Genomic DNA, 22,248 nt, shown 5'->3' with positions numbered 1-22,248 from the left:
GGGGTGTGACGGCCCCAAGCCATCTGTTTACCTATTTTTTATATTGAATCCTTAAAGGAGTGCGGCACATGTCAAAAGGGCATTCGCTACAAGACCCTTACTTGAATACTTTACGTAAAGAGAAAGTGGGGGTTTCCATCTACCTGGTCAACGGGATCAAACTGCAAGGCACGATCGAGTCTTTCGACCAGTTCGTTATCCTGCTGAAAAACACCGTTAGCCAAATGGTTTACAAACACGCTATCTCTACAGTGGTGCCGGTTCGTCCAATTCGTCTGCCTAGCGCAACCGAATCCGAAGCAGGTGACGCTGAGCCAGGTAACGCCTGATAGGAGTCTCCTTTGTTCTTTGAGCGCCACGGTGGTGGTGAACGGGCAATTCTCGTTCACTTGGATGGTCAGGACCCTGAGGCGCGCGAAGATCCGCAGGAGTTTCAGGAGTTGGCAATTTCGGCTGGCGCCGAGACCGTCGCGTTTTTTAACGTGCCGCGTCATCGGCCAACCGCCAAAACCCTGATTAGCAGTGGCAAGGTCGAAGAGTTACGCGACCTGGTCAGCGCCGAACAGGTTGATCTGGTGATTTTCAATCACATCCTCACGCCCAGTCAGGAACGTAACCTCGAACGTATTTTCGAGTGTCGCGTGATTGACCGCACGGGTTTGATTCTCGATATCTTCGCCCAACGCGCCCGCACCCATGAAGGCAAGCTCCAGGTTGAACTGGCCCAGCTTGAACACATGAGTACGCGGCTGGTTCGTGGCTGGACTCACCTTGAGCGGCAGAAGGGCGGTATCGGTCTGCGCGGCCCGGGTGAAACCCAGCTGGAAACCGACCGGCGCCTGTTGCGGGTTCGCCTGCGGCAGATCAAGGGGCGCCTGGAAAAGGTCCGCAGCCAGCGCGAGCAATCTCGTCGCGGGCGTAAACGTGCTGACATTCCGACGGTTTCACTGGTGGGTTATACCAACGCCGGCAAATCGACGCTGTTCAACTCGGTCACCGACTCCGATGTCTTCGCCGCCGACCAGCTGTTCGCTACCCTCGACCCGACCTTGCGCCGACTCGAACTCGATGACCTCGGGCCGATCGTGCTGGCCGACACCGTGGGCTTCATTCGCCACTTGCCGCACAAACTGGTCGAGGCATTTCGGGCTACGCTCGAAGAGTCGAGCAACTCCGACCTGCTGCTGCACGTGATCGATGCGCATGAGCCTGAACGGATGGCCCAGATTGAACAGGTCATGGTGGTGCTCGGGGAGATCGGGGCGCAAGACTTGCCGATCCTTGAGGTATACAACAAACTCGATTTGCTCGAGGGTGTTGAGCCGCAGATCCAGCGCGATGCCGATGGCAAACCGCAGCGGGTCTGGTTGTCGGCCAAGGACGGTACCGGCCTGGACCTGCTCAAGCAGGCTGTGGCGGAACTGTTAGGCAGTGATTTGTTTGTTGGCACCTTGCGCTTGCCGCAACGTTTTGCTCGACTGCGTGCGCAGTTTTTCGAACTCGGTGCGGTGCAAAAAGAAGAGCATGACGAAGAAGGCATCAGCTTGCTGGCTGTTCGCTTGCCACGGATCGAATTGAATCGACTCGTGAGCCGCGAAGGTCTGCAACCGATGGAGTTCATCGAGCAACACACTTTGCAATAAAAGCCTGAGAAAGCGGTTGTGCCGTGGTGACAGGCATTCTGTAGCATTGGTCGGCGCGCCGTGGGTGCGTCTTTGCTTTATCAGATGGAGAGCGCTATGGCTTGGAATGAGCCGGGTGGCAACTCGAATAATCAGGATCCTTGGGGTGGCAAGCGCCGCAATAACGGCGACCGCAAGGGACCACCGGATCTCGACGAGGCCTTCCGAAAGCTGCAGGAAAGCCTGAACGGGTTGTTCGGTGGTGGTAAAAAACGCAGTGACGAGGGCGGCGGTTCGGGCAAGAGTGGCGGCTTCGGCGGCCTGCTCGGCATCGGCCTGGTCGTGCTGGCGGCCGTGTGGCTGTACAGCGCTGTCTACGTGGTCGACGAGCAGGAGCAAGCCGTAGTGCTGCGCTTCGGCAAATACTATGAAACCGTCGGCCCGGGCCTGAACATCTATTTCCCGCCGATCGATCGCAAGTACCTGGAGAACGTCACGCGTGAGCGTGCCTACACCAAGCAGGGTCAAATGCTGACTGAAGACGAAAACATCGTCGAAGTGCCGCTGACCGTGCAGTACAAGATCAGCAATCTGCAGGACTTCGTGCTGAACGTCGATCAGCCGGAAATCAGTCTGCAGCATGCGACCGACAGTGCCTTGCGTCACGTGGTGGGTTCTACCGCCATGGATCAGGTGCTGACCGAAGGTCGTGAATTGATGGCCAGCGAAATCAAGGAGCGTCTGCAACGTTTCCTCGATACCTATCGCACCGGTATCACTGTCACCCAGGTCAACGTACAGAGCGCAGCTGCACCGCGTGAAGTTCAGGAAGCCTTCGACGACGTGATCCGCGCCCGTGAAGACGAGCAGCGTTCGCGCAACCAGGCTGAAACCTACGCCAATGGCGTCGTGCCGGAGGCCCGTGGTCAGGCCCAGCGCATCCTTGAGGATGCCAACGGTTACCGCGACGAGACCGTCTCCCGCGCCAAGGGTGAGGCTGATCGCTTCACCAAGCTGGTGGCCGAGTATCGCAAGGCTCCTGAAGTCACCCGCCAGCGTCTGTACCTGGACACCATGCAGGAAATCTTCAGCAACACCAGCAAGGTTCTCGTGACCGGTAACAAGAATGGCCAGAACAATCTGCTGTACTTGCCGCTGGACAAGATGATCGACAGTGGTCGCAGCCCCGGCGCTTCAGTGACCGGCGCGGCAGCCAGCAGCAATGAAGTGAATGCGCGTGCGGCAGCTGATCTGCAGCAACAGCAAGCACGTACCAGGGAGAGTCGCTGATGAGCAATAAATCGCTGATCGCCCTTATTATCGGCGTCGTCGTGGCGATCGTTGCCTGGAACTGCTTCTACATTGTGGCTCAGACCGAGCGCGCGGTGATGCTGCAGTTCGGTCGCGTGGTCCAGGCCGATGTTCAGCCGGGCCTGCACGTGAAAGTGCCTTACGTGAACAAGGTGCGCAAATTCGACGCGCGCCTGATGACACTGGATGCACCGACACAACGCTTCCTGACGCTGGAAAAGAAAGCCGTAATGGTCGATGCCTACGCCAAGTGGCGCGTGAAAGATGCCGAGCGCTTCTACACCGCGACTTCCGGCCTCAAGCAGATTGCCGACGAGCGTCTTTCCCGTCGTCTGGAATCGGGCCTGCGTGACCAGTTCGGTAAGCGCACCCTGCACGAAGTGGTGTCCGGTGAGCGTGATGCGCTGATGGCAGACATCACCGCTTCGTTGAACAAGATGGCGGAAAAAGAGCTGGGTATCGAAGTTGTCGATGTCCGGGTCAAAACCATCGACCTGCCGAAGGAAGTGAACCGCAGCGTGTTCGAACGTATGAGCACCGAGCGTGAGCGTGAAGCTCGCGAGCACCGCGCCAAGGGTAACGAGCTGTCCGAAGGCATCCGTGCCGACGCCGATCGTCAACGCCGCGTGCTGCTGGCTGAAGCCTATCGTGAATCCGAAGAGGTTCGCGGTGACGGTGACGCCCAGGCTGCTGCGATCTACTCCAAGGCATACGGCCAGGACCAGGAGTTCTACGCGTTTTACCGTAGCCTGCGTGCCTACCGTGAAAGCTTCGCGAACAAATCCGACGTCATGGTCCTGGACCCGGGCAGCGACTTCTTCCGTTACCTGGAAAAAGCCAAGCCTTGATACGGCGTTGACCTGAATCGTCCCCCGCCTGGCGGCTAAAGCCTCGGGCGGGGTGATCCTTTGGGAAAACGTGTGTATGATGCGGCAGCCGGGAAATTCCCGGCTTTTTTGCGTCTGCACGTTTGATTGCTGTTTTTATGCAGGCGCCCGAGTTGAATGACTCGACAGGTTTTTCGAGGAAAGTGGTTGGCGAAGCCGGTTTCAGGCTTTTCGCCCCGTTGTTCATGCGCGTGGTTTGCACATGAGCCGATCATTTTCTGCTTCACTCAAGGCTCGCCCAAAGGCTTGTCGCCCGGATCATAGGGGAATGGCGTAATGGCAACGGTAGACCGCTGGCTGCTGCCAGATGGCATCGAAGAAGTACTGCCACCAGAAGCGGCGCGCATCGAAGTAGCGCGTCGCCAGGTGTTGGATCTGTTCCAGAGCTGGGGTTACGAGTTTGTCGTGACTCCCCATATCGAGTACCTGGAGTCCCTGCTGACCGGCGCGGGCTCGGACCTCGATCTGCGTACCTTCAAGGTCATCGACCCGCAGTCGGGCCGGCAGATGGGTTTTCGTGCCGACATCACGCCGCAAGTGGCGCGCATCGATGCGCATACCCTGCGTCGCGAAGGTCCAAGTCGTCTGTGCTATGCCGGTAGCGTGCTGCATGCTCAGCCGCGTGCCTTGTCGTCCTCGCGCAGCCCGATTCAGCTGGGCGCCGAGTTGTACGGCGATGCCAGCCCGAGCAGCGATGTGGAAGTCATCAGCCTGATGCTGGCCATGCTGCAACTGGCCGATGTGCCGGATGTGCACATGGACCTCGGCCATGTCGGCATCTATCGCGGCCTGGCCCGCGCCGCCGGTTTGTCCGGTGAGGTCGAGCAACAGTTGTTCGATGCGTTGCAACGTAAAGCCATCGACGAGGTCATTACCTTGACCGAAGGCCTGCCTGCCGATCTGTCGGGCATGCTGCGAGCGCTGGTCGACCTGTGCGGCGGTCGTGAAGTGTTGAGCGCAGCGCGTGAGCGTCTGGCCAATGCGCCGGCACCCGTGCTGGCGGCTCTGGACGATTTGCTGGCGATTGCCGAGCGTCTGTCCACGCGTTTCCCGGAATTACCGCTGTATTTCGATCTGGGCGAGTTGCGCGGCTACCACTACCACACTGGTGTAGTGTTCGCCGTGTTCGTACCGGGGGTTGGCCAGTCCATTGCTCAGGGCGGTCGTTATGACGACATCGGCGCCGACTTCGGTCGTGCCCGTCCGGCAACTGGTTTCTCTACCGATTTGAAAACCCTGGTGACCCTGGGGCGTGCTGAAATCGAGCTACCGTCTGGCGGTATCTGGATGCCTGACAGTACGGATGCAGCACTCTGGCAGCAGGTTTGCCAGTTGCGCAGTGAGGGTCAGCGTGTCGTTCAGGCATTGCCTGGGCAACTTTTGGCCGCCGCCCGTGAAGCGGACTGCGACCGGCAATTGATTCAGCAGAACGGGCTTTGGCAAGTATTGCCGCTGGCTTCTTGAGTTTTCCTGCCGGCCGCCGCCGGCACCAAGTTTGCGCGAATGAGGACAAGTGTTATGGGTAAGAATGTCGTAGTCCTGGGCACCCAATGGGGTGATGAGGGCAAAGGCAAGATCGTTGATCTGCTGACCGAACATGCTGCCGCCGTAGTGCGCTACCAAGGTGGCCACAACGCTGGCCACACCCTGGTGATTGACGGCGAAAAAACCGTCTTGCACCTGATCCCGTCGGGCGTGCTGCGCGAAGGCGTGCAGTGCCTGATCGGTAACGGCGTGGTGGTTGCACCCGACGCCCTGCTGCGGGAAATCATCAAGCTGGAAGAGAAAGGCGTACCGGTGCGCGAGCGCCTGCGTATCAGCCCGTCCTGCCCGCTGATCCTGTCCTACCACGTAGCGCTGGACCAGGCCCGTGAAAAGGCCCGCGGCGAGCTGAAGATCGGTACTACCGGTCGTGGCATCGGCCCGGCTTACGAAGACAAGGTTGCCCGTCGCGGTCTGCGCATCGGTGACCTGTTCCACCGCGAGCGTTTCGCCGCCAAGCTGGGCGAGTTGCTGGACTACCACAACTTCGTACTGGTCAATTACTACAAAGAGCCAGCAATCGACTTCCAGAAGACACTCGACGAGTGCATGGAATACGCCGAGCTGCTCAAGCCGATGATGGTCGACGTCACCGCTGAACTGCACGAGCTGCGTCGCGCTGGCAAAGACATCATGTTCGAAGGCGCCCAAGGCTCCCTGCTGGACATCGACCACGGTACCTACCCGTACGTGACCAGCTCCAACACCACCGCAGGCGGCATCGCCACCGGTTCGGGTTTTGGCCCGATGTACCTGGATTACATCCTCGGCATCACCAAGGCTTACACCACTCGCGTGGGTTCGGGTCCGTTCCCGACTGAACTGTTCGACGACGTCGGTGCTTTCCTGGCCAAGCGTGGCCATGAGTTCGGCGCTACTACCGGCCGTGCTCGTCGTTGCGGCTGGTTCGACGCCGTCATCCTGCGTCGCGCCATCGACGTCAACAGCATTTCGGGCCTGTGCCTGACCAAGCTGGACGTACTGGACGGCCTGGAAACCATCAACATCTGCGTGGGCTACAAGAACCAGGACGGTGCAGTGATCGACGCACCGACTGACGCCGACAGCTACATTGGCCTGGAGCCGGTGTACGAGCAAATGCCAGGCTGGACCGAATCCACCGTCGGTGCCAAGACCCTGGAAGAGCTGCCTCAGGCTGCACGCAACTACATCAAACGCGTCGAAGAGTTGGTCGGTGCGCCGATCGACATTATTTCGACGGGCCCGGACCGCAACGAAACCATCGTTCTGCGTCACCCGTTCGCTTAATAAGTCGTTGATGTAAAACACGAAGGCCCCTTAATTGGGGCCTTTGTCGTTTATGCCTGTCGAACGGCATGACCTTTGCTGGGAACATTGAAAAAGCATCGTTTCTGACGTGCTATCAATTTGATGGCGTCAAAGCAGAGGGATTTTCAGTGTCGGCCGTTCTCTCACTGTTACAAAGCCGTCTCTTGCGGCCCGTGTTCGTTACCCTTGGTATCGCCCTTTTGGTGCAGGTGCTGGTGGCTGTCGCTCTGACCCGGAGCACAGTGACTGCACTGGAAGCTGATTTGGGTATGCGCCTGGACGCCGACAGCCAAAAGCTCTCTGGTGAGCTTGAGCAGGCAGGGCGTGAAGTCACGTCGAGCCTGGATAACCTGTCCACCAGTACCCGTCAGCGCCTGACGGCCGGGCTGTCTTCGCGTCTGAAGGATGAGCAGGCACAACTGCGTACGACGCTGGAGAAGGACCTGAAGGAATCGGCCAACGACATGGCACAGCTTCTGGCCTCGGTCGCACCCCGCGCCATGTGGGACAGCGACATTCCCACCCTGTCCGAATTCGCTCGCCGTGCCCAGCGTAATCCCAACGTGTTATTCGTGGTCTACGACGACGCCACGGGCCAGCACCTGACGCGCTACCTCAACCGGGAGAACCCGATCAACAAGGCGCTTCTGGAAAAAGGCCAGGGCGAGCGGGCGTTGGACAAGGTCCTGGATGCGGCAAAGAACGATCCGTCGGTCTACTACCTTGAAGCCTCGATCAACCCCAATGGGGTGGAGATCGGCAAAGTTTTGATGGGCGTCTCGACCGCCTCCGTGGAAACCGATCTGGCGGCCCTGGACAAGCGCTTCTCGGCGCTGATCGCCAGCAGCGATCAATTGGTGGGCGACAGTCTCAAAGGCGCAGCGGCTGACAGCGCAGCGGCGATGCGCGGGCGTCTGCAATCGGCGCAGTCCACCGCCACTGAAATGAAAGCCAATACCACCACTGCCGTGCAGGAAGCGGCGGGGACTTTGCGTTGGCGCATTGGCATGGGCCTGGCGGTGGTGGGTTTTGCCGTGCTGCTGTTGCTGGCAGTGGTGCTGGGTCGTCGCGTGGTCAACCGCTTGAAGCTGCTGATCGCCGCCATGGATGACCTGGCGGCAGGTGAGGGCGATCTGACCAAGCGTGTGCAGATCAACAGCCAGGATGAGATTGGCGACATGGCCTCGGCGGTCAATCGCTTTGTGGATAAGTTGCAGCCGATCGTGCGGGAGGCGGGCGATGTGGCCCAGCGTACCGGCGTGGAAATCGGCGCCATGACCCTGCGCAATGCCGGTGCGGATGCGGCGGCGGGCATGCAGCGCGATGAAGTGGCCGAAAGCTTGCGCGCATTGTCGCAAATGGCTGACGAAGCTCAGTCTGAAAGCCATGCCATGCAGGCCGCTTTGCAGCAGGTGGTGGGCATTCGTCAGGCCACGGATGAAAACACACGGACCTCGGCGAAAGTCGGCGGCCTGATCGAAGCGTTGGCCGGACAGGTCGATACCGGCGCGAAAGTCATTGAGCGCCTGGCGCAGCAGAGTGAGCAGATTGAAGTGGTGCTGACGGTGATTCACGGGATCGCCGAGCAAACCAATTTGCTGGCGTTGAACGCTGCCATTGAGGCCGCGCGTGCCGGCGAGACCGGTCGCGGGTTTGCCGTAGTGGCGGATGAGGTGCGGGCACTGGCGAGCAAGACTCAGAGCTCAACCGGCGACATTCAGGCTCACATCGTTGCGTTGCAGCAGGGCGCATGGGAGGCTGTTGCAGCGATTGGCCAGGCCGGACGTCAGGCCAGCGAAGGTTTGCTGGTGTTGCGCGACAGTGCGCGGTTGCAGCAGTCGGTGCAGGCGTCGGTCGAGCAGGTGCATGCGGCGATCGGTCTGGCGACCCAGGCCGCGGCGCATCAGGCGCAAGGTGCGCAGGCCGTGCGTGGGCGGGTTGAAACTATCCATGCTCAGGCTGAGAAGGCTGCTCAGGCGGTGGTGGAAACCACGGCCAGTGGCAAGGTGCTGGATGGCTTGGCGGCGCAGTTGAAGGCGAGCCTGGGGCAGTTCAGGGCTTAAGGCTTGTATTGGCTGGTAGGGCCTCATCGCGAGCAGGCTCGCTCCCACAGTGATTGTTGGTGGACACAAAATGTGTGAACACCCTAAATCAAATGTGGGAGCGAGCCTGCTCGCGATGACTATGTCAGCGGCTCAAATACATCCGGGTTGTTAACAGGTACACAGGCAACCCCGACACCAATATCAACAACGCCGCATAAGGCGCCGCCGCCGCAAACTCCACATTCGCGGTATGCGCCCAGACTTCCGTTGCCAACGTATTCAGTCCGGTGGGGCTCAGCAACAGCGTCGCCGTCAGCTCCTTCATCGCATCCAGAAACACCAGTGCAAACGCTGCCCCCAAGGCAGGGAAGATTATCGGCAGCGTCACCCGACAAAACGCGCTGAAGGACGACGCCCCCAGCGTGCGTGCGGCCTCTTCCAGCTGCGGCGCTGCCTTGTTCAGAGCGGTGCGAATCGGTGCCTGTGCCAGCGGCAGAAACAACAGCGCATAAGCAATCAGCAGCAGCGCCGAGGTCTGGTACAGCACCGGCACATAATGCAGGGCGAAATACACCAGGGTCAGCGCAATCACCAATCCCGGCAGTGCATGCAGCAGGTATGGCAAGCGCTCGGCCCAGATTGCCAGTCGGCCTTTATGGCGTACCACCAGCAATCCCACCGGCACCGCGAGCACCAGGCACAGCGCCGCGCCACCGAGAGACAGCGCCAGAGACGACAACAATGCCTCGCTGATCGCGGCGACCGGAAACGCTGCTGACGAACCCACCATCAGCCAGTACGCCAGCATCCCCAGCGGAATGCCGCTGCCGATGATCGCCAACAGCAGGCAGTAGAGCTGGCCGACAGCCGCCCAAGGCCCCAGGTGAATCTGCTGCGCATGTCGCGCCGCGCCCTGGCCGGTGCGCACGTGTCGACCCTTGCCACGCACGCGCAACTCCAGCCATAGCAGCACCAGGCACAGCGCCAGAAGCACCGCCGAAAGCATCGCTGCGTTAGCGTTGCTGAATTCCAGCTCGAACTGTTGGTAGATCGCTGTCGTGAAAGTCTGCAGGCCGATGATCGACAGCGCGCCGAACTCCACCAGCATGTGCAGCGCAATCAGCAGCGAACCGGCCAGCAGTGATGGCCAGAGCAAGGGCAAGGTGATTTTGAAGAACACACCCCAGCGATTCTGCCCCAGAGTTCGTGCGGACTCCTCCAGGGACGGATCGAGATTACGCAGGGTTGCCGCCACCGGCAGAAAAATCAGCGGGTATTTGGACAGGGTCATCACCAGGATCGCCCCGCCCAACCCTTCGAAGTGAGCGCTCAGGGAGACCCAGGTGAAGCTGCTGACAAACGCTGGCACCGCGAACGGCAGACACAAGATCACGCCCCATAGCCGTCGACCTGGCAGATTGCTGCGTTCCAGCAACCAGGCGAGCGACAAGCCAATCACACCGCAAGCCAGCGTGACGCCCACCATCAGCGCCAGCGTATTGCGCAGCAGGCCAAACACGTAGGGTCGCCACAACAGATGCAGCGCCTCGGCCCAGCCGGCTTGCCAGGTCTTGAGGCCGACATAAGCCAGTGGCAATAGACTGAGCACCACCAGCAGCAAAACCGGCAGCAACAACCAGATCGACGGCCGCTTGCGCCGTGGCACGTAGCCCCCGCGCAAGGCGGGGGCAGATAACGATGCGCTCATCAGTTCAAGCCAACGTCACGTTCCAGGTCCAGGGCTTCTTCGGCGTTGCCGAGATCGGCTGGCGTGACTTTCGGTGCTTGCAGTTCGCTGAACGGCTTGAGGCCACGATCCGATTCCATGCCTTTGTGCAGCGGGTATTCGGCGGTGGTCTGGGTGATCACGCGCTGACCTTCTTCGCTCGCCATGTAGGCGAGGAACTGCTGGGCTTCTTTTGGATGTTTGCTGGATTTCAGTACCGCTGCGCTGGAGACGGTGATCAGCCCGCCGACGTCGCCACCGGTGAAGTAATGCAGTTTCGAATCGAGCTGGCCTTTTTCACGCTGCAAGGCGAACCAGTAGTAATTGTTCACCAGTACGGTGGCGACTTCGCCGTTTTCCACAGCCTTCAGCGCGACCATGTTGTTGCTGTAGGTCTTGCCGAAAGCGCGCAGGCCGGTCAGCCATTCTTCGGCCGCATCCATGCCATGCACTTTGATGATTGCTACAGCCTGTTCCTGGAATGCGCCACTGGTTGGAACGAAGCCGACCTTGCCTTGCCATTTCGGATCGGAGAATTCCATTACCGACTTGGGCAGGTCTTTTTCATCGATCAACTTGGGATTGAACGCCACCACGCGGACTCGCGCAGTGATACCGATCCAGGTGCCGTTGCCGGCCACGTAGTCTTTTGGCAGAACAGCGAGGGTGGCGGCGTCGGTTTCCGCCAGCAGGCCTTGTTCGCCGAGTTTGTTCAGCGGTGGGGATTCTTCGGTGTAGATCACGTCGGCGGGGGAGCGATCGCCTTCTTCGACTATCTGGCTGGCGAGCTGGTTGCTGCTGCCCTTGCGCACATTGACGTGAATTCCAGTCTTGGCTTCGAAGGCTTTGGCGACGGCGTCGCCGACTTCCTTGTGTTGGCCGTTATAGAGTGTCAGGGAAACCGGATCGGCGGCTTGGGTGAGGGGAGTGGCGAGTGTCAGGCCGAGCAGGGTGATGGTCAGGCCGCGGCGCAGGGTATTTCGAAACATCATTCGCAGGGTTCCTCACTGTCGCATTGCAAAATCTTGCAACAATGATAAACGATATTGTTTCTCATGTGCGTCTTGCGGGTCTGAGGAGTGTTTGCTGGAGGGACAGGGGCGAGTTTTTGTGGCGAGGGAGCTTGCTCCCGTTCGGCTGCGAAGCAGTCGTAAATCCTGAAATTGCGGTATGACTAACGAGTGATGAGGGCCGCTTCGCGACCCAACGGGGGCAAGCCCCCTCGCCACGGGGAAGTAATGGCTTGGGGTTTTCGAAAGCCAGAAACGCAAAAACCCGCTTTCGCGGGTTTCTGTGAAATTCAAGATCGTGACCTTGAATTTGAATTGGTGCCCAGAAGAAGACTCGAACTTCCACGACCTTGCGGTCACCAGCACCTGAAGCTGGCGTGTCTACCAATTTCACCATCTGGGCATAATCTTCAGCGTTGCCGCTGTTGATGTGGCGCACTATACGGAGAGCATTTTGATCTGTAAACCCCTGATTTAGTTTTAATAAACCGGAAGCTTAAAATGCAAAAACCCGCTTTCGCGGGTTTTTGTGTGAGCCTTGAAATTGTTCTAATCTCAAGCTCGAAATTGGTGCCCAGAAGAAGACTCGAACTTCCACGACCTTGCGGTCACCAGCACCTGAAGCTGGCGTGTCTACCAATTTCACCATCTGGGCAGTATCGGCAGCGCGTGTGCGTCGTCGATGGCGCGCACTATACGGAGCGTCTTTTTAACTGTAAACCCCCGGCATCGAAAAAACCTGGAAAATTTCTCCAGTGGTATTCAAATCAGCTTTGCGATGTCGATAAAGGGCTTTAGATGGGCTGTCATAGCCTGAAATTTCCCGTTTCATTACGCCTATGCCAAACTAACCCGCATATAGACAAGGTGAAAACTCTCTAATGGCCGATTGGCAGTCCCTCGATCCCGAGGCCGCTCGTGAAGCGGAAAAATATGAAAACCCTATTCCTAGCCGCGAACTGATCCTTCAGCACCTTGCTGATCGAGGTTCGCCTGCTAACCGCGAGCAGCTGGTCGAAGAGTTTGGTCTGACCACAGAAGACCAGATCGAAGCCCTGCGTCGCCGCCTGCGCGCCATGGAGCGCGACGCTCAACTCATCTATACCCGTCGCGGCACTTATGCGCCGGTGGACAAGCTCGACCTGATCCTGGGCCGCATCAGCGGTCATCGTGACGGCTTCGGCTTCCTGGTCCCGGACGACGGCAGTGACGATCTGTTCATGAGCCCGGGGCAAATGCGCCTGGTGTTCGATGGCGACCGTGCCCTGGCCCGTGTTTCCGGCCTCGACCGTCGCGGTCGCCGCGAAGGCATGATCGTCGAAGTGGTGTCCCGTGCCCACGAGACCATCGTCGGTCGTTACTTCGAAGAGGGCGGTATCGGTTTTGTCGTCGCGGATAATCCGAAGATCCAGCAAGAAGTGCTGGTGACGCCGGGCCGCAACGCCAACGCCCAGATCGGTCAGTTCGTCGAAGTGAAGATCACCCACTGGCCGACGCCACGCTTCCAGCCGCAAGGCGACGTGGTCGAAGTCGTGGGTAACTACATGGCGCCGGGCATGGAAATCGATGTCGCCCTGCGCACCTACGATATTCCTCACGTCTGGCCTGAAGCGGTGCTCAAGGAAGCCGCCAAGCTCAAGCCGGAAGTCGAAGAGAAAGACAAAGAGAAGCGCATCGACCTGCGCCATCTGCCGTTCGTGACCATCGACGGTGAAGATGCGCGCGACTTTGATGACGCGGTCTACTGCGAAGCCAAGCCGGGCAAGCTGCGCCTGTTCTCCGGTGGCTGGAAGTTGTACGTGGCGATTGCCGACGTTTCCAGCTACGTGAAAATCGGTTCGGCACTGGATAACGAATCCCAGGTTCGTGGCAACTCGGTGTACTTCCCCGAGCGCGTCGTGCCGATGCTGCCAGAGCAACTGTCCAACGGCCTGTGCTCGCTGAACCCGCACGTCGATCGCCTGGCCATGGTCTGCGAGATGACCATCTCCAAATCCGGCGAGATGACCGACTACTGCTTCTACGAAGCGGTGATTCACTCCCACGCCCGCCTGACCTATAACAAGGTCAGCGCCATGCTGGAGACGCCGAAAGCTACCGAAGCGCGTCAGCTTCGTGGTGAGTACACCGACGTCCTGCCGCACCTCAAGCAGCTGTATGCGCTGTACAAGGTTCTGCTGGCGGCCCGTCACGTGCGCGGCGCGATCGATTTCGAAACGCAGGAAACCCGGATCATCTTCGGTTCCGAGCGCAAGATTGCCGAAATCCGTCCAACCGTTCGCAACGACGCCCACAAGCTGATCGAGGAATGCATGCTGGCGGCCAACGTGGCCACTGCCGAATTCCTGAAAAAGCACGAAATCCCGGCGTTGTATCGCGTCCATGACGGCCCGCCACCGGAGCGTCTGGAAAAACTGCGCGCCTTCCTTGGCGAGCTCGGCCTGTCCCTGCACAAAGGCAAGGATGGTCCGTCGCCGAAGGATTACCAGGCTTTGCTGGCCAGCATCAAGGACCGTCCGGATTTCCACCTGATCCAGACCGTCATGCTGCGTTCGTTGAGCCAGGCGGTGTACAGCGCTGATAACCAGGGCCACTTCGGCCTGAATTACGAAGCCTATACCCACTTCACTTCGCCGATTCGCCGCTACCCGGACTTGCTCACGCACCGGGCGATTCGCAGCGTCATCCATTCGAAAATGGACACCCCGCACGTTCGCCGTGCCGGCGCGATGATCATTCCGAAAGCACGCATCTATCCGTATGACGAAGCGATCCTGGAGCAGCTCGGCGAGCAATGCTCGATGAGCGAACGTCGTGCCGACGAAGCGACCCGCGACGTAGTGAACTGGCTCAAGTGCGAGTTCATGAAAGACCGCGTGGGCGAATCGTTCCCGGGGGTGATCACCGCCGTGACCGGTTTCGGGCTGTTCGTCGAACTGACCGACATTTACGTCGAAGGCCTGGTGCATGTCACCGCGCTGCCGGGTGATTACTACCACTTCGATCCTGTACACCACCGCCTCGCCGGTGAGCGTACCGGTCGCAGCTTCCGCCTTGGCGACACGGTTGAAGTGCGCGTCATGCGCGTCGACCTCGACGAGCGCAAGATCGACTTCGAGATGGCTGAAAAAACCATCAGCGCGCCGATCGGCCGCAAGAAGCGTGGAGCTGAAACTGCTGCGCCTGCTGGCGCTACTACCAAATCGGCTGCAGAGCCTGCACCGGCGAAATCCGGCCGTCGTCCTGCCAAGGAAAAGGCTGTCGAAGCCTATCGTCCGAGCGATGCGGCGGCAAAAAATGCCGAGTTGCGCAAAAGCCGCGAACTGAAACAGGCGTTGTTGTCTGAAGCGAAAAGCGGCGGTAAAGCGGCGTCTGGGGGAAAGACCGGGCGGTCGGCGCCTGACAAGGCCTCCGGCGGCAAGCCAGCAAAACCGAGCAAACACCGTAAAGGCCCGCCAAAAGCGGGTTCCGCTCCAACCGCCAGAAGCGGCGGGGCGCGTAAACCTAAGGCCAAGTCATGAGTCAGTTGGAAAAGATCTATGGCGTGCATGCTGTAGAAGCGTTGCTGCGTCATCACCCAAAACGCGTCAAGCAGATCTGGCTGGCTGAAGGCCGCAGTGATCCGCGGGTACAGACGCTGATCGCACTCGCTGCCGAAAATCGCGTAGCGGTCGGTCAGGCTGAGCGTCGTGAGCTGGATGCGTGGGTAGAAGGCGTGCATCAAGGCGTGGTCGCGGACGTCAGTCCGAGTCAGGTCTGGGGCGAAGCGATGCTCGACGAATTGCTCGATCGCACTGAAGGCGCACCGCTGTTGCTGGTGCTCGACGGCGTGACCGATCCGCACAACCTCGGCGCTTGCCTGCGTTCGGCCGATGCGGCCGGCGCGCTGGCGGTGATCGTGCCAAAGGACAAGTCAGCCACCCTGACCCCGACGGTGCGTAAAGTCGCCTGCGGCGCGGCGGAAGTGATTCCGTTGGTGGCTGTGACCAACCTGGCGCGCACCCTGGAAAAACTCAAGCAGCGTGGCTTGTGGGTCGTCGGTACGGCGGGCGAGGCTGAGCAGGAGTTGTATCAGCAGGACCTGACCGGCCCGACCATCCTGATCATGGGTGCGGAAGGCAGCGGAATGCGCCGTCTGACTCGCGATCTTTGCGACTACCTGGTGCGTCTGCCGATGGCGGGCAGTGTCAGCAGTCTCAACGTTTCCGTGGCGACTGGCGTGTGCCTGTTCGAGGCCCTGCGCCAGCGCGGCGTCAAAGCTGCCGGGACCGCCAAAAAGTCCTGATCCGGTTGTAATCCCTGTGGGAGCGAGCCTGCTCGCGATAGCGGAGTTACATTCAGCACAAATGTTGAATGTTGCACCCCATCGCGAGCAGGCTCGCTCCCACAGTGGTTTTGTGTCTGGGCGAAGATTGGGGGTTGCTCAAATAATCACCAATTGCCTTGCGCCTCTCTTGTCCCTTCTCTACAATTGCGCCCCTTGCTGTGACGGCAGGCACGCATGTGTCTATCGCAAGCAAGTCCATAAGTGTCATTCACTCCTTGTCTGACCGCTTTTGAGCGGCAGGCTACAACCCGTAAGGAGCATTCATGCGTCATTACGAAATCATCTTTTTGGTCCACCCGGATCAAAGCGAGCAAGTCGGCGGCATGGTTGAGCGTTACACCAAGCTGATCGAAGAAGACGGCGGCAAAATCCACCGTCTGGAAGATTGGGGCCGTCGTCAACTGGCCTACGCAATCAACAATGTTCACAAGGCTCACTACGTGATGCTGAACGTTGAATGCACTGGCAAGGCCCTGGCCGAGCTGGAAGACAACTTCCGCTACAACGATGCAGTGATCCGTAACCTGGTCATCCGTCGCGAAGAAGCCGTTACCGGCCAATCCGAGATGCTCAAGGCTGAAGAAAACCGCAGTGAGCGCCGTGAGCGTCGCGACCGTCCTGAGCACTCCGACGCTGATAGCGTTGATGGTGATGACAGCGACGCCAGCGATAACGCTGACGAGTAATCCACGGACCTTTTGAGGAGCCTATTACATGGCACGTTTCTTCCGTCGTCGTAAATTCTGCCGCTTCACCGCTGAAGACGTGAAAGAGATCGATTACAAAGATCTCAACACTCTGAAAGCTTACGTATCCGAGACCGGCAAAATCGTTCCAAGCCGCATCACCGGTACCAAAGCACGTTATCAGCGTCAGCTGGCCACCGCTATCAAGCGCGCCCGCTTCCTGGCCCTGCTGGCCTACACCGACAGCCACGGCCGCTGAGACCGGGCAGTCGACACGTAGCAAAGGATTGAATGCATGCGCGCCTTAGCTGAGTTCATCATGCGCGGCCGTATGCAGGCCACTCTGGTAGTGGCCGGATGCGCAACATTGCCGTTGTTGTATTGGTTGGGTGCTGCCGCCGGATGCCTTGTGCTCCTGCGGCGCGGATTGAAGGACGCCTTGGGCGTTCTTGCCCTGGGACTGCTGCCGGCGTTGATCTGGTGGCTTTACTCCGACGACCCACGGGCACTTCTGGTGCTGCTGGGGTCTTCGAGCCTTGCGTTGGTTTTGCGCGCAAGCGAGTCCTGGAACCGAGTGCTGCTGGTCAGCATAGCGATGGGATTGGTGTTTTCAGTGGTGCTGGGGGCGGCTTTTGCGCCCCAGATCGAGATGCTGGCGCAGGCTTTGATAAAAGTCATGCCGTCGCTACTCGGTGATGTCTACCAGCAATTGTCGGTAGACGAGCAAGCGCGTTTCGCGTCCCTGATTGCACCGGTCCTGACCGGCCTGATTGCGGCCTTGTTGCAAATCGTCAGTGTGCTGAGCCTGATTGTCGGGCGCTACTGGCAGGCGTTGTTGTACAACCCGGGTGGTTTTGGTCGCGAGTTTCGCGCCATCCGAATCCCGCTTTTACCGGCGATGTTGCTGCTGGTGTTGATGCTTCTGGGGCCTAACTTAGGCTCGCAGATGGCCATGTTGACACCGTTGTGCAGCGTACCGCTGGTGTTCGCCGGGCTGGCCCTGATTCACGGGCTGGTGGCGCAGAAGCGACTGGCCAAATTCTGGCTGGTGGGGTTGTACGTCACGCTGTTGCTGTTCATGCAGCTGATCTATCCGTTGCTGGTGGTCTTGGCCATCGTCGACAGCCTGATTGATTTTCGCGGTCGTTCGGCACCGAAAGATGCCGATAACGCGAACGGTGAAGGTTAAAAGTTAAGAGGATTTTCACATGCAACTGATCCTTCTGGAAAAAGTCACCAACCTGGGCAACCTGGGTGACAAAGTGAACGTTAAGGCTGGTTACGGTCGTAACTACCTGCTGCCTTACGGCAAAGCTACCGCTGCGACCGCTGCCAACCTGGCTGCGTTCGAAGAGCGTCGCGCTGAGCTGGAAAAAGCCGCAGCAGACCGTAAAACTTCGGCTGAAAGCCGTGCCGCCCAACTGGCTGAGCTGGAAGTGACTATCACTGCCACCGCTGGTGACGAAGGCAAGCTGTTCGGTTCGATCGGCACCCACGACATCGCTGATGCACTGACCGCCTCTGGCGTTGAAGTTGCAAAAAGCGAAGTTCGTCTGCCGAACGGCACCATCCGCAACGTAGGCGAATTCGACGTAGCCGTGCATCTGCACGCCGAAGTTGAAGCCACCGTACGCGTTGTTGTGGTAGCAGCTTAAGCAGCACTTGTCGGCTGGCACCCTAGGGTGCTTGCCGGTAACATCGGGCACGATCCTGTTTACAGGTCGTGCCCTTTGTCTTTCTGTAATCCCTAACTCCAAGTGGCCATGAACGATATCTCCGCTCCCGAGCAATACGATCTGCAAACCGCTGCCCTGAAGGTGCCGCCGCATTCCATCGAGGCCGAACAGGCCGTGCTCGGTGGTTTGATGCTGGACAACAACGCCTGGGAACGCGTGCTCGATCAGGTCTCGGACGGCGATTTCTATCGTCATGACCACCGTTTGATCTTCCGTGCGATCGCCAAACTGGCCGATCAGAACTCCCCGATCGACGTCGTGACCCTTGCCGAGCAATTGGACAAGGAAGGTCAGACCTCGCAAGTCGGTGGCCTCGGTTACCTTGGCGAACTGGCAAAAAACACGCCGTCCGTCGCCAACATCAAGGCCTATGCGCAAATCGTTCGTGCGCGGGCGACGTTGCGGCAGTTGATCGGCATCGCCACCGAAATTGCTGACAGCGCTTTCAACCCGGAAGGCCGCACGGCTGAAGAAATTCTCGATGAAGCTGAGCGGCAGATCTTCCAGATCGCCGAGGCCCGGCCAAAAACCGGCGGCCCGGTGAGCGTGAATGACCTGCTGACCAAGGCTATCGACCGCATCGACACCTTGTTCAACACCGACAACGCCATCACCGGCCTGTCCACCGGTTACACCGACCTCGACGAGAAGACCAGCGGCTTGCAGCCTTCCGACCTGATCATCGTCGCCGGCCGTCCGTCCATGGGTAAAACCACCTTCGCGATGAACCTGGTGGAAAACGCCGTGTTGCGCAGCGACAAGTGCGTACTGGTTTACTCGCTGGAGATGCCAGGCGAATCGCTGATCATGCGTATGCTTTCGTCCCTTGGGCGTATCGACCAGACCAAGGTCCGGGCCGGTCGCCTGGACGACGACGATTGGCCGCGCCTGACCTCGGCGGTCAACCTGCTGAACGATCGCAAGCTGTTCATCGACGATACGGCCGGTATCAGCCCGTCGGAGATGCGCGCGCGGACCCGGCGTCTGGTGCGTGAACACGGCGACATCGCCCTGATCATGATCGACTACCTGCAGTTGATGCAGATCCCCGGTTCCGGCGGCGACAACCGGACCAACGAGATTTCCGAGATCTCCCGTTCCTTGAAAGCCCTCGCCAAGGAATTCAACTGCCCGGTGGTGGCGCTGTCCCAGCTCAATCGCTCCCTGGAACAACGACCGAACAAACGCCCGATCAACTCCGACTTGCGGGAATCCGGAGCGATCGAGCAGGATGCTGACGTGATCATGTTCGTGTACCGGGATGAGGTGTACCACCCGGAAACCGAGCATAAAGGCATCGCCGAGATCATCATCGGCAAACAGCGGAACGGCCCGATCGGCACGTCACGACTGGCGTTCATCGGTAAATACACCCGCTTCGAAAATCTGGCGCCGGGCAGCTACAACTTCGACGACGAGTAACCCAATAGAAACCTGTGGCGAGGGAGCTTGCTCCCGCTCGACTGCGCAGCAGTCGCAAAGTTGAGAAATGCGGTCCGTCTGGAAAAATTCGGTCGCAGGTTTTGGGGCCGCTTCGCTGCCCAGCGGGAGCAAGCTCCCTTGCCACAGGGGTTGCGCCTGATCTCAGGATCTTTGCGCGAAACGGTCGCTGCAATTTCCGACCATAGCCGTCGGAATTGATCAAATTTTGTGCTATATTCCGCGCCCGCGAAATTCAATGAAAGCCAACACCGGTTATCGACATGCAAGCAGCCAAGCCGTTATTTGACTATCCCAAGTACTGGGCCGAATGTTTCGGGCCAGCGCCATTCTTGCCGATGAGCAGGGAGGAGATGGATCAGCTTGGCTGGGATTCCTGCGACATCATCATCGTCACCGGTGATGCCTACGTCGACCACCCGTCGTTCGGCATGGCGATCATCGGCCGACTGCTGGAAGCCCAGGGCTTCCGCGTCGGGATCATTGCGCAGCCGAACTGGCAGTCCAAAGACGACTTCATGAAGCTCGGCGAGCCGAACCTGTTCTTCGGCGTCGCGGCCGGCAACATGGACTCGATGATCAACCGCTACACCGCCGACAAGAAAATCCGTTCCGACGACGCCTACACCCCTGGTGGCCTGGCGGGCAAACGTCCGGACCGCGCGAGCCTGGTTTACAGCCAGCGCTGCAAGGAAGCCTACAAGAATGTACCGATCGTGCTCGGTGGCATCGAAGCCTCCCTGCGCCGCATCGCCCACTACGATTACTGGCAGGACCGGGTGCGTAACTCGATCCTGATCGACGCTTGCGCCGACATCCTGCTCTACGGCAACGCCGAGCGCGCGATCGTCGAAGTCGCCCAGCGTCTGTCGTTCGGTCACAAGATCGAAGACATCACCGATGTGCGCGGCACCGCGTTCATTCGTCGTGACACGCCAAAAGACTGGTTCGAGATCGACTCCACGCGCATCGATCGTCCGGGCAAGGTCGACAAGATCATCAACCCGTACGTGAACACCCAGGACACGCAAGCCTGCGCCATCGAGCAGGAAAAGGGTCCGTCGGAAGACCCGAACGAAGCGAAGGTCGTGCAATTGCTGCCGAACCCGCGCCTCACCCGCGAGAAAACGGTCATCCGTCTGCCGTCGATGGAAAAAGTCCGTGGCGACTCGGTGCTCTACGCCCACGCCAACCGCGTGCTTCACCTGGAAACCAACCCGGGCAACGCCCGTGCGCTGGTGCAGAAGCATGGTGAAGTGGACGTCTGGTTCAACCCGCCTCCGATTCCGATGACCACCGAAGAAATGGACTATGTGTTCGGCATGCCTTACGCACGGGTTCCGCATCCGGCGTACGGCAAGGAAAAAATTCCCGCCTACGACATGATCCGCTTCTCGGTGAACATCATGCGCGGCTGCTTCGGTGGCTGTACGTTCTGCTCGATCACCGAGCACGAAGGCCGGATCATCCAGAACCGTTCCGAAGAATCGATCATTCGCGAAATTGAAGAGATCCGCGACAAGGTGCCAGGCTTCACCGGGGTGATCTCCGACCTTGGCGGCCCGACCGCAAACATGTACCGCATCGCTTGCAAGAGCCCGGTCATCGAATCCGCGTGCCGCAAGCCGTCCTGCGTGTTCCCGGGCATCTGTGAAAACCTCAATACCGATCACTCGTCGCTGATCCAGCTCTATCGCAGCGCCCGTGCCTTGCCGGGTGTGAAGAAGATCCTGATCGCGTCCGGCCTGCGTTACGACCTCGCGGTCGAGTCGCCGGAATACGTCAAGGAGCTGGTGACTCACCACGTCGGTGGTTACCTGAAGATCGCCCCGGAACACACCGAGGAAGGTCCGCTCAACCAGATGATGAAGCCGGGCATCGGCAGCTATGACAAGTTCAAGCGCATGTTCGAGAAGTACACCAAGGAAGCCGGGAAAGAGCAGTACCTGATTCCGTACTTCATCGCCGCTCACCCGGGCACCACAGACGAAGACATGATGAACCTGGCCCTGTGGCTCAAGGGCAACGGTTTCCGTGCCGACCAGGTGCAGGCGTTCTACCCGTCGCCGATGGCTACCGCCACCGCGATGTACCACTCGGGCAAGAACCCATTGCGCAAGGTCACTTACAAGAGTGACGGCGTGACCATCGTCAAGAGCGAAGAGCAGCGTCGCCTGCACAAGGCGTTCTTGCGTTATCACGACCCCAAAGGCTGGCCGATGCTGCGTGAAGCACTGACCCGCATGGGCCGCGCCGACCTGATCGGGCCGGGCAAGAACCAGTTGATCCCGCTGCATCAGCCGGCGACCGACAGCTACCAGAGCGCCCGTCGCAAGAACTCGACACCGGCCGGCAGCCACAAAGTGGCCGGGGAAAAGACCACCAAGATCCTGACCCAGCATACCGGTCTGCCACCACGTGCCAGCGATGGCGGCAACCCGTGGGACAAGCGTGAACAGGCCAAGGCTGCGGCGTTTGCCCGCAATCAGCAGGCGGCCAAGGAGCGCAAGGACGCGGCCAAAGGCAAGGGACCCAAACCGGCCCGCAAGCCAGTCGTGCCGCGTTAATCTGCGCGCCACATCGCAAAACGCCAGCCTCAGTGCTGGCGTTTTGTTTTATGGCGAGT

General features: G+C 59.4%; 17 protein-coding genes and 2 tRNA genes. 15 read left to right on the top strand and 4 right to left on the bottom strand.

From position 1 onward, the window contains the following. The first annotated feature begins 68 nt into the window (after positions 1–68). The 7 genes from hfq (at position 69) to BK662_RS14870 (ending at position 8,715) form a co-directional block, all read left to right on the top strand. Positions 69–329, top strand: coding sequence for an RNA chaperone Hfq (gene hfq / locus BK662_RS14900; protein WP_007902656.1), 261 nt, complete (start codon positions 69–71; stop codon positions 327–329). Between the two features lie 12 nt (positions 330–341). Then, positions 342–1,643 carry a ribosome rescue GTPase HflX gene (hflX, locus tag BK662_RS14895; protein WP_008009827.1) on the top strand — a complete coding sequence of 434 codons (1,302 nt, stop codon included), beginning with the start codon at positions 342–344 and terminating at the stop codon, positions 1,641–1,643. A gap of 96 nt (positions 1,644–1,739) precedes the next feature. Next, positions 1,740–2,912 carry an FtsH protease activity modulator HflK gene (hflK, locus tag BK662_RS14890; protein ID WP_123358684.1) on the top strand — a complete coding sequence of 391 codons (1,173 nt, stop codon included), beginning with the start codon at positions 1,740–1,742 and terminating at the stop codon, positions 2,910–2,912. Continuing rightward, positions 2,912–3,781: a protease modulator HflC gene (gene hflC, locus BK662_RS14885; protein ID WP_123358683.1), complete on the top strand. Its 870-nt coding sequence runs from the start codon at positions 2,912–2,914 to the stop codon at positions 3,779–3,781. The genes hflK and hflC overlap by 1 nt, the downstream gene beginning before the upstream one ends. A gap of 315 nt (positions 3,782–4,096) precedes the next feature. Beyond that, positions 4,097–5,284, top strand: coding sequence for an ATP phosphoribosyltransferase regulatory subunit (locus BK662_RS14880; protein WP_007902665.1), 1,188 nt, complete (start codon positions 4,097–4,099; stop codon positions 5,282–5,284). A gap of 54 nt (positions 5,285–5,338) precedes the next feature. Next, positions 5,339–6,631: an adenylosuccinate synthase gene (locus tag BK662_RS14875; RefSeq protein WP_008068879.1), complete on the top strand. Its 1,293-nt coding sequence runs from the start codon at positions 5,339–5,341 to the stop codon at positions 6,629–6,631. A 149-nt stretch (positions 6,632–6,780) separates the two neighbouring features. Beyond that, positions 6,781–8,715: a methyl-accepting chemotaxis protein gene (locus BK662_RS14870; protein ID WP_123358813.1), complete on the top strand. Its 1,935-nt coding sequence runs from the start codon at positions 6,781–6,783 to the stop codon at positions 8,713–8,715. 124 nt (positions 8,716–8,839) lie between these two features. Here the strand turns inward: BK662_RS14870 and BK662_RS14865 are convergent, their stop codons facing one another. The 4 genes from BK662_RS14865 to BK662_RS14850 all read right to left on the bottom strand — a co-directional run bounded on the left by BK662_RS14865 (position 8,840) and on the right by BK662_RS14850 (position 12,088). Continuing rightward, complete coding sequence (locus tag BK662_RS14865; protein ID WP_123358682.1) at positions 8,840–10,405, bottom strand: ABC transporter permease; 1,566 nt, start codon at positions 10,403–10,405, stop codon at positions 8,840–8,842. After that, on the bottom strand, positions 10,405–11,415 hold the full coding sequence (locus BK662_RS14860; RefSeq protein WP_123358681.1) for an iron ABC transporter substrate-binding protein: 1,011 nt from the start codon (positions 11,413–11,415) through the stop codon (positions 10,405–10,407). The genes BK662_RS14865 and BK662_RS14860 overlap by 1 nt, the downstream gene beginning before the upstream one ends. Positions 11,416–11,749: 334 nt before the next feature. Beyond that, positions 11,750–11,836: transfer RNA gene (locus tag BK662_RS14855), tRNA-Leu, on the bottom strand. A gap of 165 nt (positions 11,837–12,001) precedes the next feature. Further along, positions 12,002–12,088 (bottom strand) — tRNA-Leu (locus BK662_RS14850). 226 nt (positions 12,089–12,314) lie between these two features. Here BK662_RS14850 and rnr point away from each other — a divergent pair. The 8 genes from rnr to BK662_RS14810 all read left to right on the top strand — a co-directional run bounded on the left by rnr (position 12,315) and on the right by BK662_RS14810 (position 22,189). Further along, the gene (gene rnr / locus BK662_RS14845) at positions 12,315–14,954 is read left to right on the top strand and encodes a ribonuclease R (RefSeq protein ID WP_123358680.1); all 2,640 of its coding nucleotides are present in this window, start codon (positions 12,315–12,317) and stop codon (positions 14,952–14,954) included. Next, complete coding sequence (rlmB, locus tag BK662_RS14840; RefSeq protein WP_123358679.1) at positions 14,951–15,718, top strand: 23S rRNA (guanosine(2251)-2'-O)-methyltransferase RlmB; 768 nt, start codon at positions 14,951–14,953, stop codon at positions 15,716–15,718. Before rnr ends, rlmB begins: the two co-directional genes overlap by 4 nt. Before the next feature lie 305 nt (positions 15,719–16,023). Then, entirely contained in the window at positions 16,024–16,446 is a 423-nt protein-coding gene (rpsF, locus tag BK662_RS14835) for a 30S ribosomal protein S6 (RefSeq protein ID WP_095052890.1), read from the top strand. 28 nt (positions 16,447–16,474) lie between these two features. Further along, positions 16,475–16,705, top strand: coding sequence for a 30S ribosomal protein S18 (rpsR, locus tag BK662_RS14830; RefSeq protein WP_002551829.1), 231 nt, complete (start codon positions 16,475–16,477; stop codon positions 16,703–16,705). Positions 16,706–16,741: 36 nt separating this feature from the next. After that, positions 16,742–17,635: a YybS family protein gene (locus BK662_RS14825; protein ID WP_007902692.1), complete on the top strand. Its 894-nt coding sequence runs from the start codon at positions 16,742–16,744 to the stop codon at positions 17,633–17,635. Between the two features lie 19 nt (positions 17,636–17,654). After that, a complete protein-coding gene (rplI, locus tag BK662_RS14820) occupies positions 17,655–18,101 on the top strand; it encodes a 50S ribosomal protein L9 (RefSeq protein ID WP_003197251.1) in 447 nt (148 codons plus the stop codon). 108 nt (positions 18,102–18,209) lie between these two features. Continuing rightward, positions 18,210–19,604, top strand: a complete 1,395-nt coding sequence (dnaB, locus tag BK662_RS14815; RefSeq protein ID WP_007902695.1) for a replicative DNA helicase — start codon at positions 18,210–18,212, stop codon at positions 19,602–19,604. 281 nt (positions 19,605–19,885) lie between these two features. Continuing rightward, positions 19,886–22,189, top strand: coding sequence for a YgiQ family radical SAM protein (locus tag BK662_RS14810; RefSeq protein ID WP_123358678.1), 2,304 nt, complete (start codon positions 19,886–19,888; stop codon positions 22,187–22,189). The last annotated feature ends 59 nt before the right edge of the window (positions 22,190–22,248 follow it).

It is taken from the genome of Pseudomonas frederiksbergensis (assembly GCF_003732275.1).
Lineage (GTDB): Bacteria > Pseudomonadota > Gammaproteobacteria > Pseudomonadales > Pseudomonadaceae > Aquipseudomonas > Aquipseudomonas frederiksbergensis_H.
This window is presented reverse-complemented; position numbering and strand designations above follow the sequence as displayed.